Annotated in this window: 13 protein-coding genes; 11 read left to right on the top strand and 2 right to left on the bottom strand. The window is 38.9% G+C overall.

Features of this window, described 5'->3' with window-relative positions; genetic code table 11:
- Positions 1–20 precede the first annotated feature (20 nt).
- Positions 21–1,262, top strand: coding sequence for a 3-isopropylmalate dehydratase large subunit (locus GKE48_RS03125; protein WP_119211188.1), 1,242 nt, complete (start codon positions 21–23; stop codon positions 1,260–1,262).
- Here GKE48_RS03125 and GKE48_RS03120 read toward each other — a convergent pair.
- A complete protein-coding gene (locus GKE48_RS03120) occupies positions 1,259–2,071 on the bottom strand; it encodes an AP2/ERF family transcription factor (RefSeq protein WP_012739595.1) in 813 nt (270 codons plus the stop codon). The genes GKE48_RS03125 and GKE48_RS03120 overlap by 4 nt on opposite strands.
- 218 nt (positions 2,072–2,289) lie before the next feature.
- Here GKE48_RS03120 and GKE48_RS03115 point away from each other — a divergent pair, with 218 nt between their 5' ends.
- From GKE48_RS03115 to thrC, 3 genes are all read left to right on the top strand, one after another.
- The gene (locus tag GKE48_RS03115) at positions 2,290–2,736 is read left to right on the top strand and encodes a hypothetical protein (protein ID WP_154300423.1); all 447 of its coding nucleotides are present in this window, start codon (positions 2,290–2,292) and stop codon (positions 2,734–2,736) included.
- Positions 2,737–2,761: 25 nt separating this feature from the next.
- Positions 2,762–3,592, top strand: coding sequence for a MerR family transcriptional regulator (locus GKE48_RS03110; protein WP_154300422.1), 831 nt, complete (start codon positions 2,762–2,764; stop codon positions 3,590–3,592).
- A gap of 122 nt (positions 3,593–3,714) precedes the next feature.
- Positions 3,715–5,202, top strand: a complete 1,488-nt coding sequence (thrC, locus tag GKE48_RS03105) for a threonine synthase (protein ID WP_118265010.1) — start codon at positions 3,715–3,717, stop codon at positions 5,200–5,202.
- A 59-nt stretch (positions 5,203–5,261) separates the two neighbouring features.
- Here the strand turns inward: thrC and GKE48_RS03100 are convergent, their stop codons facing one another.
- On the bottom strand, positions 5,262–6,137 hold the full coding sequence (locus tag GKE48_RS03100) for a C39 family peptidase (RefSeq protein ID WP_154300421.1): 876 nt from the start codon (positions 6,135–6,137) through the stop codon (positions 5,262–5,264).
- Between the two features lie 211 nt (positions 6,138–6,348).
- On the opposite strand from GKE48_RS03100, the gene hrcA reads away from it, so the two are divergent.
- The 7 genes from hrcA (at position 6,349) to recO (ending at position 16,108) form a co-directional block, all read left to right on the top strand.
- Complete coding sequence (gene hrcA / locus GKE48_RS03095) at positions 6,349–7,443, top strand: heat-inducible transcriptional repressor HrcA (RefSeq protein ID WP_154300420.1); 1,095 nt, start codon at positions 6,349–6,351, stop codon at positions 7,441–7,443.
- 17 nt (positions 7,444–7,460) lie between these two features.
- Positions 7,461–8,099 (top strand): nucleotide exchange factor GrpE, encoded by a 639-nt coding sequence (gene grpE / locus GKE48_RS03090; RefSeq protein WP_012739591.1) that lies wholly within the window; start codon positions 7,461–7,463, stop codon positions 8,097–8,099.
- Between the two features lie 67 nt (positions 8,100–8,166).
- The gene (dnaK, locus tag GKE48_RS03085) at positions 8,167–10,053 is read left to right on the top strand and encodes a molecular chaperone DnaK (protein WP_012739590.1); all 1,887 of its coding nucleotides are present in this window, start codon (positions 8,167–8,169) and stop codon (positions 10,051–10,053) included.
- A gap of 89 nt (positions 10,054–10,142) precedes the next feature.
- A complete protein-coding gene (gene dnaJ, locus GKE48_RS03080) occupies positions 10,143–11,270 on the top strand; it encodes a molecular chaperone DnaJ (protein ID WP_012739589.1) in 1,128 nt (375 codons plus the stop codon).
- 127 nt (positions 11,271–11,397) lie between these two features.
- Positions 11,398–14,358 (top strand): insulinase family protein, encoded by a 2,961-nt coding sequence (locus tag GKE48_RS03075; protein ID WP_154300419.1) that lies wholly within the window; start codon positions 11,398–11,400, stop codon positions 14,356–14,358.
- Between the two features lie 31 nt (positions 14,359–14,389).
- Complete coding sequence (gene era / locus GKE48_RS03070) at positions 14,390–15,343, top strand: GTPase Era (protein WP_055215776.1); 954 nt, start codon at positions 14,390–14,392, stop codon at positions 15,341–15,343.
- 21 nt (positions 15,344–15,364) lie between these two features.
- The gene (recO, locus tag GKE48_RS03065) at positions 15,365–16,108 is read left to right on the top strand and encodes a DNA repair protein RecO (protein ID WP_022099106.1); all 744 of its coding nucleotides are present in this window, start codon (positions 15,365–15,367) and stop codon (positions 16,106–16,108) included.
- Positions 16,109–16,132: the final 24 nt, after the last annotated feature.

Here is a 16,132-nt window from a genome sequence, read left to right as displayed (position 1 = left end):
GACAGGGAGAGGTAAGAATAATGGGACATACAATTATTGAAAAGATTATTGGAAAGAATATTGGCAGGGAAGTAAAGCCGGGAGATATCGTAACTGTTAATGTTGACAGAGTAATGATTCACGACATTTTTATTCCATTTGTTAAAGAGAAGTTCGAAGAGATGGGATTTACTAAGATATGGGACCCTGACAAAGCAGTTCTTATATATGACCACCTTGTTCCAGCAAGTCAGGTTGATGATACAAGACATTTCCGTATTGGTAATGAATTCGTTGAAAAGTACGGAATGAAGAATATCCACCGTTCAGACGGAATCTGCCATCAGTTAATGACGGAGGCAGGTTATGTAAAGCCGGGAGATATCGCATTTGGTACAGACAGCCACACAACAACATATGGCTGTGTTGGTGCATTTTCATCGGGTATCGGATATACAGAGATGGCAAGTGTATTAGGAACAGGCAAAATGTGGGTTAAAGTTCCACAGACTATCAAGGTAACAGTTAATGGAAAGCTTCCAGCGAATGTCCGTTCTAAGGATATCATATTAAGACTTATCGGTGACCTTGGAGCAGATGGCGCAACTTATCAGGCACTTGAGTTCACAGGTTCAACAATCGATGAGATGAGCGTTGCAAGCCGTATGACTATGTCTAACATGGCTATTGAAGCCGGTGCCAAATGTGCTCTTTTTACACCAGATGAAAAGACAGCAGAGTACTGTAATGTAGAACTTACAGATGAATTAAAGGATTTAAAGGGAGATGCGGATGCAGTATATGCAAGAGAGATTACATATAATGCAGAGGATTTAGTTCCGGTTCTTGCATGTCCTTCACAGGTAGATAACATCAAACCTGTTACAGAGCTTGCCGGAACAGCAGTAGATCAGGTATTCATCGGCTCATGTACTAACGGAAGATTAGAGGATCTTCAGTGTGCAGCAGCTATTCTTAAGGGTAAGAAGGTTGCACCATTTGTTAAGTTGATAGTTACTCCTGCAAGCCGCAAGATATATAAAGAAGCACTTGCAGATGGAACACTTGAGACACTTGTTGAAGCCGGTGCAATTGTTACACATCCGGGATGCGGATTATGCTGTGGACGAACAGGCGGAATTCTTACTGACGGAGAGGTAGTTGTTGCAACTAACAACAGAAACTTCCTTGGAAGAATGGGAACAAGCAAGGTTAAGATATTCCTTGCGTCCCCTGCTACAGCAGCAGCAAGTGCTATTGCTGGAAAGATTGTGGAGGCTTAAAAACAGACAGACTTTACATAATTTCTGAAATTCTTAGACAATATAATATTGTGATAAAGGGAGGCATATTCTACGGAGGATATGCCTTCTATGTAATTAGGGGTATAAGTTATATTTACAAGGCCTGAAAGCATGTCAACGGCCTTATTATACGCAATTGCAGCTTCTGCTTCGGATGAGAATTCACCGAGTATATAGTCGCCGTTAATATGAATCCTGGTTCTGTACATAATTCGTCCATTCTTAGTAAACTGGGAAACACCATTGTATTTATTGACAACAAGAATGTTTTCGTATCTGTAATCATGCGTATCCCCATTTTTAAATACATAATCCCTGCCTTTTACAGAGTGGCTTCTTACTCCGAATCTTGAGAGAATGCTTGTCTGCATTCCATAATCATTTACAAAATAATATCCTCCGCGGCTCATAATTGTGTGGTTGGAATAGTAAAAAAGGTCATCAGTAGAAAACTGTAAAACCTCATGTTCTTTGAGAAAATACAGGAAATATTTATGGCACATATATATAGGTGTCTTTATATAAATGTTGTTATCCCTGAAATTGATAAGTGAGATGTATTTACCAAGAGAAAGTGTCATTGCTTCATTATATGAAGTTGTTCTGTGGTCAGTATCAATCCAGTGGTCAGAAGAATTGTTTATTATCTCACAGGCTTCGTTGTACATGGCATGACAGGAAGCCTCGTCAGAGGAACTTCCGAGGCTGATGTGTTTATTCTTATATGTAAATGACGCACGGTAATATATTTCACCGCTTTTTTTTCTTGCTTCGTAAACTCCTGTCATGAGAATCCCCCAATTGTTCTATAAACTTGTCCTTTAAACCCACTATTTCATCACATTTTGCAATATTAGTAGGCTTCCCCAAACTTATACTCTGATTTAATGTGCCATTTGACACTACCATTGATATAAAGATTATAACATATATTAATTGTGTATACAGATATAATTATATATAATAAATGATAACACATTGGCAGAACATATTGAAAGGTAAAAGAATGAGTAAAAGAAATATAACATTTATAATTATGATAATTACACTTATGACATTGCCGTTATCAGCATGTGGAAAGAATAAGAATAACATTTCAACTGATAACAGCCAGAAGCTGCAAAGTGAAAGCGGTCAGGAATATGATGATGGCAGAGATGCACATATGATTCCGGCTGGTGAATCACAGACAAATGGTGAGTTACAGACAAATGGTGAATCACAGAAGACCGGCGAAAAAAAGAATGTACAGGAAAATGCTTCTGATGCGCAGGATAATAACATTAATTCTGAGCTGCCGCCAGTAAGTATCGTACCCGAAAGTACTGCTGCCGCCAGTAGCGATGCGGCTGATAAGGATACTTCAGGAACAGACGGTACCAGTTCAGAAAACGATAAAACGGAAAATATAAAGACAGATCCGATAGAGCTGCCATTTGTTCCGGCTTACTAAAATATTATATTAAGAGGCAAAAAATATGAGATATAAGATTAGTGATCTGGCAAAATTATTAGATGTATCTACTAATACTGTCAGACGATATGAGGATATGGGGTATATATCGGCTGTGCGCGATGAAAACAGTGGATACAGGTATTATGATGATGATGGGATATTCGGCGTACTTAATGCTAAAATGCATGTGAAGTATGGGTTTTCACATGAACAGATAGCAAAGATGCAGCATTTTTCATTAGAACAGTCTATTGAGGCATACAAAGAACGCATGGATGAGATGGACAGGCAGATTGCGTATATGACATATTTAAGGCACCGGCTGAAAGATGATTATGTGCTGATGAATAAGGCTGCAGTCAATTCGGACATATATGAGAAGAACAGCCTTGACCTTAGATATGTTTTGTACAAATATGGTGAAAAACTGCTTCAGGAGCCGGAACGGTTATTGCAGGTGAAAGAATTTCTGTATAATTCTCCTGAATTACAACACATATATATGATTCCAAAGGAAGAGATTGAAAAGGGCAGATTTACTATATGCTGTGGAATCGCTGTAAAAGAGGAACATGTTGAGAAATACAGTCTTAAGACCAATGACTATGCCGGGCATTATACAGCCAAGCCATCTGTTATGGGAATCTCAAGAGTTCCTGCAAAATTAAGCCTGATGAGTGAAAAGTCTGATGATGAGGTTCGTCAGATTATGATAGGAAAGCATATTACATATATGAAAGAACATAATTTTAAAGTAGCAGGAGACGTGACAGGAATTGTTATAAGCAAGGCATATGAAGATGAAGAAGAGATGTTATATGTGCTGATGTGTGTACCTGTAACTGCAAAGTAATATTATTTTAAAATGTATTTCGTACATAAGGGTATTGTTTTTGTACAGAAGTCTGTTGTATAATATCAAAAGCTTGCGACGTTAACGCAGGCACACTATATTAATTATGAGGTGTATTAAAGATGAGCATGTTCTACAGAAGTACTAGAGACGACAATGTTAAGGTTACTGCATCGCAGGCTATATTAAAAGGGCTGGCAGCAGACGGAGGACTTTTTGTACCAGAGAGTATTCCATCATTAGATAAAAGCTTAGAAGAGTTGTCTAAGATGAATTATAAGGAAGTTGCTTATGAAGTTATGAAGCTTATGCTTGATGATTTCACAGAGGAAGAACTTAAGAGCTGTATAGACAGAGCTTATGATTCTAAGTTTGATACAGAGGAGATGACTCCACTTGTTAAAGTTGAGAATGAATATTTCCTTGAACTTTTCCATGGAGCTACAATAGCTTTCAAGGATATGGCACTTTCTATACTTCCACATCTTCTTACAACTTCTGCAAAGAAGAACAATGTTAAGAATGAAATTGTCATTCTTACAGCTACATCAGGTGATACAGGAAAGGCAGCTTTAGCTGGATTTGCTAATGTTCCTGGAACTAAGATTATCGTCTTTTATCCTAAGAATGGTGTAAGTCCAATTCAGGAGAAGCAGATGGTTACCCAGAAGGGTGATAATACATATGTTATTGGTATAAAGGGTAACTTTGATGATGCACAGACAGGTGTTAAGAACATTTTCTCTGATAAGGAATTAGAGAAGGTTATGAATGATGCCGGATTCCAGTTCTCATCAGCTAATTCAATCAATATCGGAAGACTTGTTCCTCAGATTGTTTATTATGTATATGCGTATGCCAAGTTATTAGCTAATGGAGAGATTAAGGATGGCGAGAAGATAAATGTAGTTGTTCCTACAGGTAACTTTGGTAATATTTTAGCTGCATTTTATGCTAAGAATATGGGACTTCCTATTAATAAGTTTATATGTGCATCTAATGAGAATAAGGTATTATATGATTTCTTCACAACAGGTGAGTATGACAGAAACAGAGAATTCGTTCTTACAACTTCACCATCTATGGATATCCTTATCTCTAGTAATCTTGAGAGACTTATATACAGAATTGCCGGTAATAATGCAGCTAAGAATGCAGAACTTATGGCATCATTAAAGTCAGAAGGAAAGTACAAGATTACAGATGATATGAAAGCACAGTTAGCTGACTTCTATGGCAATTATGCTACAGAGGCAGAGGACGCAGCTACAATCAAGAAGATATATGAAGATTGCGGATATGTAATTGATACACATACATCAGTTGCTGCAACTGTATATGATAAGTACAGAAAAGAAACTGGCGATACAACTAAGACAGTTATTGCTTCAACAGCAAGCCCATATAAGTTTACAAGAAGCGTTATGAATGCTATTGATTCCAAATATGATTCAATGGGAGACTTCGAACTTGTAGATGAGCTTAGCAAGATAAGCAATGTCAAAGTTCCTAATGCAATTGAAGAAATCAGAACAGCACCAGTTCTTCATGATACTGTATGCGATTCTGATAAGATGTGTGATGAAGTTAAGAAGATTCTTGGAATCTAATATTATAAGAAAATAAAAATCTCCGGACCGTGTGTAATAAAGGTCCGGAGATTTTTTACTTATCTGTCAACAATTACTCCCTGACAGCCAAGTTCAAGCCATCTTTGATAAAATACAGAAAAATTATAGGTTGTTACATTTTCGTTAAGGGGATCCGCCATATATACTTCATTTTTGGCAGAATCAAATCCAATCATAACAAGGCAGTGTTCCATACCGGGCCAGATAACAAGCTGACCATCCTTAGCAATCCATACAGAAGAACCATAATCAGTGGACTCCATATTCATAGTTGCCCAGACAATAACAGGCTGCCCATTCTCAACATATTGGCAGAACTGATCGATTGAGGCACCTGATATATTAATGGCATGGGCACCATACAGATTGGCACAATCAGTGATTACAGGAGCAAAGCATCCATAAGAAGCTTTATCAAAAGGTGTTCCTACAAATGTAGTGTTGGGATTAGCATCAGGATAATCCCCTTTTTCTAGATAATTAGCTGCAATATCAGTCTTATCAGCATCATATCCAAGATAGTTAAGAACCATAGTAAGTGAAGTGACTTCACAGCCGGTAGGAAGCTCCGGTAACTGATTCAGACACGGGAAATTATCTATATACGCTTTCCTTCCAGATGCCAGTAGTTCTTTCAGTTCATTTTCAGAGTGAATTGTATTGTGAAAATCTTTATAAGAATCCTCTGAATTATTATTTTTATTATCTTCCTGTGAATTGTCAGAATTATTAACTTCCCCACGCGATAAATCATCCGATGAAATAGTTCCAACTGGCGTTATGTTAATACTTACATTATCAGGAGAAGAATTTTTCATATCAATAAGGAATGATAATATTGTAACAGATGCAGCAATAAGAGAAAGTATAAGCAGAATCTTTAAAAAAGTTTTTTTTGAACTGTGCTTTTTCATTATAACTCCTTGGTAAATATCTCTATATATAATAATGATATTTATAGCTGAATTATATAGTATGTTAAGATTCTGTTCAATAAATTTATAAATTATTTATAGAAAAAAGAAATATTGTTGTTGACATCATGTTAGGGTAGTGATATCTTAAATGTATCGATATTAGCACTCCAACTTAATGAGTGCTAACAAGATGAAAGGAGAGGATGCCATGGAGACGGATGGACGACTGGATGACCGTAAGGTTAAGATACTTAAAGCTGTTATTCAGAATTATCTTGATACCGGAGAACCGGTTGGCTCAAGAACGATTTCCAAGCTGACTGACTTACAGCTAAGTTCAGCAACTATAAGGAATGAGATGGCAGACTTAGAAGAGCTTGGCTACATTGTACAGCCACATACCTCTGCTGGAAGAATTCCAACTGATAAGGGTTACAGATTATATGTTGACGATTTAATGGCCCAGAAAGAGGAAGAGATATCCTTAAGAGAACAGCAGGTTGGTGATAAAGAGAGAGAACTTGATTCTATGAAGGATGCCTTATCAGAGAAGGTAGACAGAGTAGAGGAGCTTCTTCAGAATGTAGCAAAGGTTCTGGCGAATAATACTAATTATGCCACGATGATAACAACTCCTAAGGTAACTGGTAATAAGTTAAGATTTGTTCAGCTTTCACAGCTTGAACCGAATAAGCTTCTTGCTGTTATTGTTATGGAAGGTAATCTTATAAGGAACAAGGTTATAACTATCAGCGAGGATATTTCACCAGAGAATCTTCTGAAGCTTAATCTTCTTCTTAATACAACACTCACAGGTCTTACATTGCAGGAAATGCATCTGGGACTTATATCCAAGATGGAGAGTCAGGCAGGTGAGCATATGGGTATTGTTAAAGAAGTGTTAGACGCGATTGTTGAGACTATAAGTAAGGCTGACGACCTGAAGATATACACAAGCGGCGCAACTAACATATTCAAGTATCCGGAGCTTAGTGATTCCGGGAAAGCAAGTGAGCTTATATATGCCTTGGAGGAAAAACAGGGCTTGTCTGGACTTGTTAATGACAAGGATGATTCAGATAAGACTGAAGATGATAACCACGGCATTCAGGTATATATAGGAAATGAAACACCGGTTGAGTCCATGAAGGACTGTAGTGTGGTAACAGCCACATATGAATTGCAGGATGGAATGAAGGGAACAATTGGTATTATTGGACCGAAGCGTATGGATTATGAAAAGGTTGTTGATACCTTAAAAGAGATGCAGACGCATTTGGATGATGTATTTAAGAAAACTTAGGAAAGGTTGGTATTGAAGTGTCAAAGGATGTAAAGAAAAAGAAATCAGAAGAGACAGTTCAGGATGAAGTAAAGAATCAGGAGACTGATGCTAAGAAAGAAGAAGCCTGCAACTGCGAATCAGAATGTAAGGCTGATGAAAGTCAGAATACATGTGAAGCTGATGAATCAGACAAGGCCGAGGCACAGGATGAGAGCACTGAGAGCTCTAAGAAGAAAGATCCTAAGGATGCAGTTATAGAAGAACTTCAGGACAGAGTAAAGAGGCAGATGGCTGAGTTTGATAATTTCAGAAAGAGAACAGAGAAAGAGAAATCTACTATGTTCGAGATGGGAGCCTCAGATATCATTAAGAAGCTTTTACCTATTGTTGATAACTTCGACAGAGGATTTAAGAGTGTGACAGATGAGGAACTTGAAACTCCATTCGCTAAGGGAATGGATATGGTTCACAAGCAGCTTTTAAAGATGCTTGAGGATGCAGATGTTAAGCCTATTGAAGCTTTAGGCGGTGAGTTCAATCCGGATTTCCACAATGCAGTAATGCATGTTGAGGATGATTCAGTTGGAGAGAACATCGTAGTTGAAGAGTTTGAGAAGGGCTACACATACAGAGACCAGGTTATAAGACACAGCATGGTCAAGGTTGCTAACTAGCGATAAGCCAGAAAGCATATGTAACATAAGGTATTAATCAATTTAATTATAGAAAGGACATTTTATCATGGGAAAGATTATTGGTATTGATTTAGGTACAACTAATTCTTGCGTAGCTGTAATGGAAGGTGGTAAGCCAGTTGTTATCGCTAACGCAGAAGGTTTAAGAACTACTCCTTCAGTAGTTGCATTTTCAAAGACAGGAGAGAGACTTGTAGGTGATCCTGCAAAGCGTCAGGCAGTTACTAATGCTGATAAGACAATCTCTTCTATCAAGAGACATATGGGTACAGATTACAAGGTTGAGATTGATGGAAAGAAATATACTCCACAGGAAATCTCAGCTATGATTTTACAGAAGTTAAAGTCAGATGCAGAGAATTATCTTGGTGAGAAGGTTACAGAGGCAGTTATAACAGTTCCTGCTTACTTCAACGATGCACAGCGTCAGGCTACTAAGGATGCTGGTAAGATTGCAGGTCTTGATGTAAAGCGTATTATCAACGAGCCTACAGCAGCTGCTTTAGCTTATGGTCTTGATAATGAGCATGAGCAGAAGATTATGGTTTACGATTTAGGTGGTGGTACATTCGATGTGTCTATTATCGAAATCGGTGATGGTGTAATTGAAGTTCTTGCTACAGCTGGTAATAACAAGCTTGGTGGTGATGATTTCGATAATGCTGTTACACAGTATATGTTAAATGATTTCAAGGCTAAGGAAGGCGTTGACCTTTCTAAGGATACAATGGCTCTTCAGAGACTTAAGGAAGCAGCTGAGAAGGCTAAGAAGGAACTTTCAAGCACAACTCAGACAGAAATCAATCTTCCTTACATCACAGCTACAGCTGAAGGACCAAAGCACTTTGAGATGACTCTTACAAGAGCTAAATTCGATGAATTAACACATGACCTTGTAGAAAAGACTGCAGAGCCAGTTAAGAATGCACTTTCAGATGCAGGTCTTACAGCTTCAGAGCTTTCAAAGGTATTATTAGTTGGTGGTTCTACAAGAATCCCTGCTGTACAGGATAAGGTTAAGTCATTAACAGGACATGAGCCAAGCAAGACTCTTAACCCAGATGAGTGCGTAGCTATCGGTGCTTCTATCCAGGGTGGTAAGTTAGCTGGTGATGCAGGTGCTGGTGATATCCTTCTTCTTGATGTAACACCACTTTCACTTTCAATCGAGACAATGGGTGGTATTGCTACAAGACTTATTGAGAGAAATACAACTATTCCTACAAAGAAGAGCCAGATTTTCTCTACAGCTGCTGATAACCAGACAGCCGTTGATATCAACGTTGTACAGGGTGAAAGACAGTTTGCCAGAGATAACAAGTCACTTGGACAGTTCAGACTTGATGGTATCCCTCCAGCAAGAAGAGGTGTTCCACAGATTGAAGTTACATTTGATATCGATGCCAATGGTATTGTAAATGTATCTGCTAAGGACCTTGGAACAGGTAAGGAACAGCACATCACAATTACTGCTGGTTCTAACATGTCTGATGAAGATATCGATAAGGCAGTTAAGGAAGCTGCTGAGTTCGAGGCTCAGGATAAGAAGCGTAAGGATGCTATTGATGCACGTAACGAAGCTGATTCAATGGTATTCCAGACACAGAAGGCTATGGATGAGGCAGGCGACAAGCTTGATGCTTCTGACAAGGCTGCAGTTGAGACTGACCTTAACGCATTAAAGGCACTTGTTGATGGTTCTGACCCAGAAAACATGACAGATGCACAGGTTGATGAAATCAAGGCTGCCAAGGAAAAACTTATGGAAAGTGCGCAGAAGCTTTTCGCTAAGTTATATGAGTCACAGCAGGCTGCTGGTGGTGCAGGCCCAGACATGGGAGCAGGTGCAGGTCCTGATATGGGTGCTGGTGCTTCTAATGGTTCAGCTCCATACGGTGATGATGTAGTTGACGGAGATTACAAAGAGGTTTAATTGTCAGCAATAACTGACTGGAATAAGGACTGCATGGGGTGTAAACTCCGTGCAGTTTCTGTTGATTAAATAAGAAAGAGGAAGCAATCATGGCAGATAAGAGAGATTATTATGAAGTCCTTGGCGTGCCTAAGGATGCCGATGACGCTGCTATTAAGAAAGCATACAGACAACTTGCAAAGAAATATCATCCTGATATGAATCCAGGAGATAAAGAAGCTGAAATAAAATTCAAAGAGGCTTCTGAAGCTTATGCGGTGTTAAGCGATGCTGAAAAGAGAAGACAGTATGACCAGTTTGGCCATGCCGCATTTGAAGGCGGAGCAGGTGGAGCTGGAGCAGGTGGCTTCGATTTCGATTTTGGTGACATGGGAGATATTTTCGGAGATCTCTTTGGCGGTATGTTCGGAGGCGGCGGAAGCAGACGAAACAGCAATGGACCAAGAAGAGGTGCTGATGTAAGAGTTAATGTAAGAATTACATTTGACGAGTCAGTAAGGGGAACAACCAAGAAGATAGATGTTACATTAAAGGATGAGTGCTCAAGCTGTCACGGTACAGGAGCTAAGCCTGGTACATCACCAGAGACCTGTAGCAAATGTGGTGGTCGTGGACAGGTGACTTTCACACAGCAGTCATTCCTTGGAATGGTAAGAAGCCAGCAGCCATGTCCTGACTGTCATGGAACTGGTAAGATAATTAAGGAGAAGTGTCCGGATTGTTACGGAACAGGCTATATAAGCAGCAAGAAGACTATCGAAGTCAATATCCCGGCAGGTATCGATAATGGTCAGTGCGTACGTATACAGGGCAAAGGTGAGCCGGGAGTTAATGGCGGACCAAGAGGTGACCTCTTAGTTGCTGTTATTATCTCAGCAAGCACAGAATTTGAAAGAGACGGATACAATATATTCTCTAATGTTGTAATAAGCTATCCAACAGCGGTACTTGGCGGTGAAATCAAGGTTAAGACTGTTGATGGAGAAGTATTGTACGAAGTTAAGCCGGGAACAGCATCAGGTACAAGAGTAAGACTTAAAGGCAAAGGTATGCCAAGTGTAAGAAATGCAGCACAGAGAGGCGATCATTATATCACTTTAATAGTTGATATTCCTACAAAGCTTAATCAGGAGCAGAAGGACGCACTTATGGCATATGAAAAGGCGCTTACAGGCAATGAAAGACACGGTAAGAAGAAAGGTCTTTTCGGCAAATAAATACTATAGCTTACATATGTAATGTAAGTTTACACTCACCCCACAATGTGGTAAAATCCTACATTGTGGGGTATTATATTTATATGTATAATTCCTTATTGTAAAGATTGGAGATTAAAGCAGTAATATGAATTTAGAGACAAGATATAACGAACTTAATAAAGATTACGGTGCATATGAGCTTGTGAACATTGAAAAGCTTAATGACCTTAATTCTGTAGGACTTTTATTAAAGCATAAGAAATCAGGTGCGAGAGTTGCAATTATTTCTAATGATGATGATAACAAGGTATTTTCTATAGGTTTTAAGACACCACCGGATAATGACACGGGAATGCAGCATATAATTGAACATTCTACCTTGTGTGGTTCAAGAAAATATCCGGTTAAAGACCCATTTGTAGAACTATGCAAGGGTTCTCTTAACACATTTCTTAATGCAATGACTTATCCGGATAAGACAGTATATCCTGTTGCAAGCTGCAATATGGCAGATTTTAAGAATATTATGGATGTCTATATGGATGCGGTATTCTATCCTGCAATGTATGAGCATGAGGAGATATTCAAGCAGGAAGGCTGGCATTATGAGCTTGAAGATGTAGATGGAGAGCTTGCTTATAACGGAGTTGTATTTAATGAGATGAAGGGTGTGTATTCTTCAGCAGATGATGTGCTTTCAAGATATACATTTGTATCACTCTTCCCTGATTCTGAATACAAGAATGAATCCGGTGGTGACCCTGAGGCTATACCACAGCTTAAGTATGAAGATTTTATTAAGTATCACAAGGAATATTATCATCCTGTGAACAGTTATATCTATCTGTACGGAGATATTGATGTTGATGAGAGGCTTGAATATCTTAATAACGAATACCTCTCAGCTTTTGATAAGAATGATGTCAATATAGATGCCGAGGTAACTTTCCAGAAAGCATTTGACGCACCTAAGTATGAGACAAGAGAGTATGCAATTACTGATGATGAGCCAGAGGAGGATAACACTTATCTTTCTTACAATGTTGTTATCGGAACATCAACAGACCCAGTAAGCTATCTTGCATTACAGATTCTTGATTATGCACTTATCATGGCACCGGGTGCTCCGCTTAAGCAGGCACTTATTGACGCCGGAATTGGAACAGATGTGTACAGTGTGTTAGAGACTTCTGTGTATCAGCCGGTGTATTCAATTATTACTAAGAATGCGAATGAAAGTGACAGAGACAGATTTGTGAGTGTTGTTGAAGACACGCTTTCTGATATTGTTAAGAACGGTCTTAGCAAGAGAATGGTTAAGGCAGGAATCAACTATTACGAATTCAAATACAGAGAAGCTGATTTTGGGCCATATCCGAAGGGACTTATGTATTATCTCACAATGATGGACAGCTGGCTTTATGATGAGAACAAGCCATTTGTTCATGTTGAGGCAGGAGAGACATTTGAAATAATCAAGAAGAATTCAGAGAACGGCTTCTTTGAGAAATTCATTGAAGACAATATTATTAATAATAATCATGAGGTAGTGTTAAGTCTTGTTCCAAAGCATGGACTTGCAGAGGAGAAGGAAGCAAAGGAAGCAGAGCAGCTTGCAAAGTATAAGGCAACACTTTCCAAGGAAGAACTGGAAGAGCTTGTTAAGCAGACAAAGGCATTAAAGGAATATCAGGATACACCTTCAAGCCAGAAGGATCTTGAGAAGATTCCACAGCTTGAGTTAAAGGATATCACAAGAGAGCCGGCTAAGTTATATATTGACCCTAAGAAGATTGGTGGTGTTGATGTAATCCACCACAATATGTTCACTAATGGAATTGCATATATAATGATGTGCTACGACTGTAAGAATGTGCCTGATGAACTGCTTCCATATATCGGACTTTTAAGCTCGGTTCTTGGACTTATGGATACTGAAAAGTACACATATACAGAGCTGACTAATGAAATCAATATTAACTGTGGTGGAATCTCAACTGATGCTGCCATATACACAGATAATAAGGATTTTGACAAATGTACTATTATGTATGAGGTTAAGGGTAAGGTTCTCTATGACAATATCCAGTTCGTCCTTGATATGATGAATGAAATTATATATAAGACAAAGTTCTCAGATTATAAGAGACTTAAAGAGATAATTGCGAAGCTTAAGTCAAGAATGGAAAGCACAATGACAAGTGCAGGACATTCAACAGCAATGCTTGCAGGTATGGCACAGTTCTCAAGAAATGCATATTATTCTAACGAGATGAGAGGATATGGGTTCTATGAGCTTATACAGAAGCTTGACTCACAGTTTGATGAGCTTAAGGAAGATATCGCAGATAAGTTAAGCAAACTTGTCGATTATATATTCCACAAAGAGAATATTATTGTCAGCTTTACTGCTGATGATAAGGGATATGATGCATTTGCACCTGCTTTCGGAAAGTATGCGGAAGAATTGAAAAAATCGGACATGCCAGCATGCGAAAGAAAGTACACACCTGCAAATGTCAAGACAGGATATACTTCAGCTTCACAGGTCCAGTATGTTGCAAGATGTGGTAACTTCAGAGATGGAGGATATGAATACACAGGAGCATTAAGAGTGCTTAAGGTTATATTCTCGTATGATTATCTCTGGATTAATGTTAGAGTAAAAGGCGGCGCATACGGCTGCATGAGCGGTTCTTACAGAAACGGTGACATGTATATGGTTTCTTACAGAGACCCTAACTTAAGAAAGACTAACGATATATATGAAAATGCAGCAGACTATCTTGAACATTTTGATGTAAGCGACAGGGACATGGTCAAGTTCATAATCGGAACAATAGGTGATATGGATACACCTATGAATCCGGCAGCAAAGGGAACAAGATCATTTGGTGCATACATCTGTAACACAGATTATGAATCACTCAAGAAAGAAAGAGTTCAGGTTCTTGACTGTAATGTAGAAAGAATAAGAGAGCTTGCTCCACTTGTAAGATGTGCAATGGATGAGAATTATTTCTGCGTTGTGGGAAGCAGCAAGGAAATCAATAAAGAGAGTGAGCTTTTTGATAAGATACAGCCACTTATCAAGGTACAGGGATAACAGAAAGGAAGAATGTATGAATTTAGATGAGATGCTTGCAGCCAGCGGAATTACCGGGGGCGCTAAGGCAGAGAACACAAGAACTAAGACAGGCTTTGTAACATTTATAGGAAGACCTAATGTTGGTAAGTCAACACTTATGAATCAGATAATCGGACAGAAGATTGCGATTACTTCTAACAAGCCTCAGACTACAAGAAACAGAATACAGACTGTATACACTGATGAGCGTGGACAGATTGTTTTCGTTGATACTCCGGGTATCCACAAGGCTAAGAACAAGCTTGGTGAATACATGGTTGGTGCGGCAGAGAAGACAATCAGTGAGGTTGACCTTATATGCTGGCTTGTTGAGCCTACAACACATCTTGGAGCTGCCGAGGAGCATATCGTTGAGAAGCTTAAAGAATGTAAAACTCCTATAGTTCTTGTTATCAATAAGACTGACACAATCAAGAAAGAGGAGATTCTTCCGGTTATTGACTGCTACAGAAAGGAACTTGATTTTGTTGATATTGTTCCTGTGTGCGCAAGAAACGGCAATAATGTTGACGACCTGCTTGATGTTATATTCTCACATCTTGATTATGGTCCGATGTACTATGATGAAGATACAGTAACAGACCAGCCAATGAAGCAGATTGTTGCAGAGCTTATAAGAGAGAAGGCACTTCATGCATTAAATGATGAGATTCCACATGGAATTGCGGTTGTTATTGACAGCTTTAAGGAAAGAAGAAATGCAAGAGGTCCTATTACAGATATCGACGCTACTATCATATGCGAAAGAGATTCCCATAAAGGAATTATTATCGGCAAGGGTGGTGAAATGCTTAAGAAAATCGGAACTAATGCAAGATACGAGATTGAGAAGCAGCTTGACATGAAGGTTAATCTTAAGCTCTGGGTAAAAGTTAAGAAGGAATGGCGCGACAGTGATATTCTTCTTAAGAACTTCGGATATGACAAGAAGAAGGACAAATAATATACATGACAGGAGGGTGCGATGGCGGAGGTTACTACTGTTACAGGCATGATACTTTCCGCCATGCCTGTCGGGGAATATGACAGAAGACTGGTTATACTGACTAAGGAGTATGGCAAGATAACGGTATTTGCGAAAGGTGCGAGAAAGCCTAACAGCGCATTGATTGGTGTTACGAGAAGCTTTATATTCGGAACATTTGAGGTGTACCGTGGACGCGATTCATATACGATGTATAAGGCATCAGCTAAGGAGTACTTTGAAAATGTGGTAAATGACCTTAATGCCGTGTGCTACGCCTGCTATTTTGCTGAGATTGCAGATTATTATGGCAGGGAGAATCTTGATGCATCAGAAATGATTAATCTGCTTTATATCACTCTAAAGGCATTGGGCAGAGGTGCTGTAAGCCATGAACTTATAAGATTCATATACGAGATAAGAATGATTGCAGTTAACGGTGAGTGTCCGGATTTCTTCACATGTCACGAATGCGGAAGAGAAGATAATCTGTATGTATATTCATATTCAAGAAACGGACTATGCTGTAAGAATTGTGCCACAAATGTATATGATGGAATTACACTTTCGGGCTCAACGGTATATACACTCCAGTATATTGTCACAGCACAGCTTAACAGGCTGTATTCATTCACCGTTACCAAAGAAGTCCAGGAAGAATTAAGGCTTGTGGTAAACAGGCTGGAAAGCATTGTATTCGATAAAGAATTTAAGTCGAAGGAAATGCTTAATCTGACCATATAAATATTACATAAACTGGCTATGTTA

The sequence above is a fragment of the Lachnospira eligens genome, from assembly GCF_009680455.1.
GTDB lineage: Bacteria > Bacillota > Clostridia > Lachnospirales > Lachnospiraceae > Lachnospira > Lachnospira eligens_A.
Note: the sequence above shows the minus strand (reverse complement) of the source record. Positions and strands in the feature narration are given on the sequence as shown.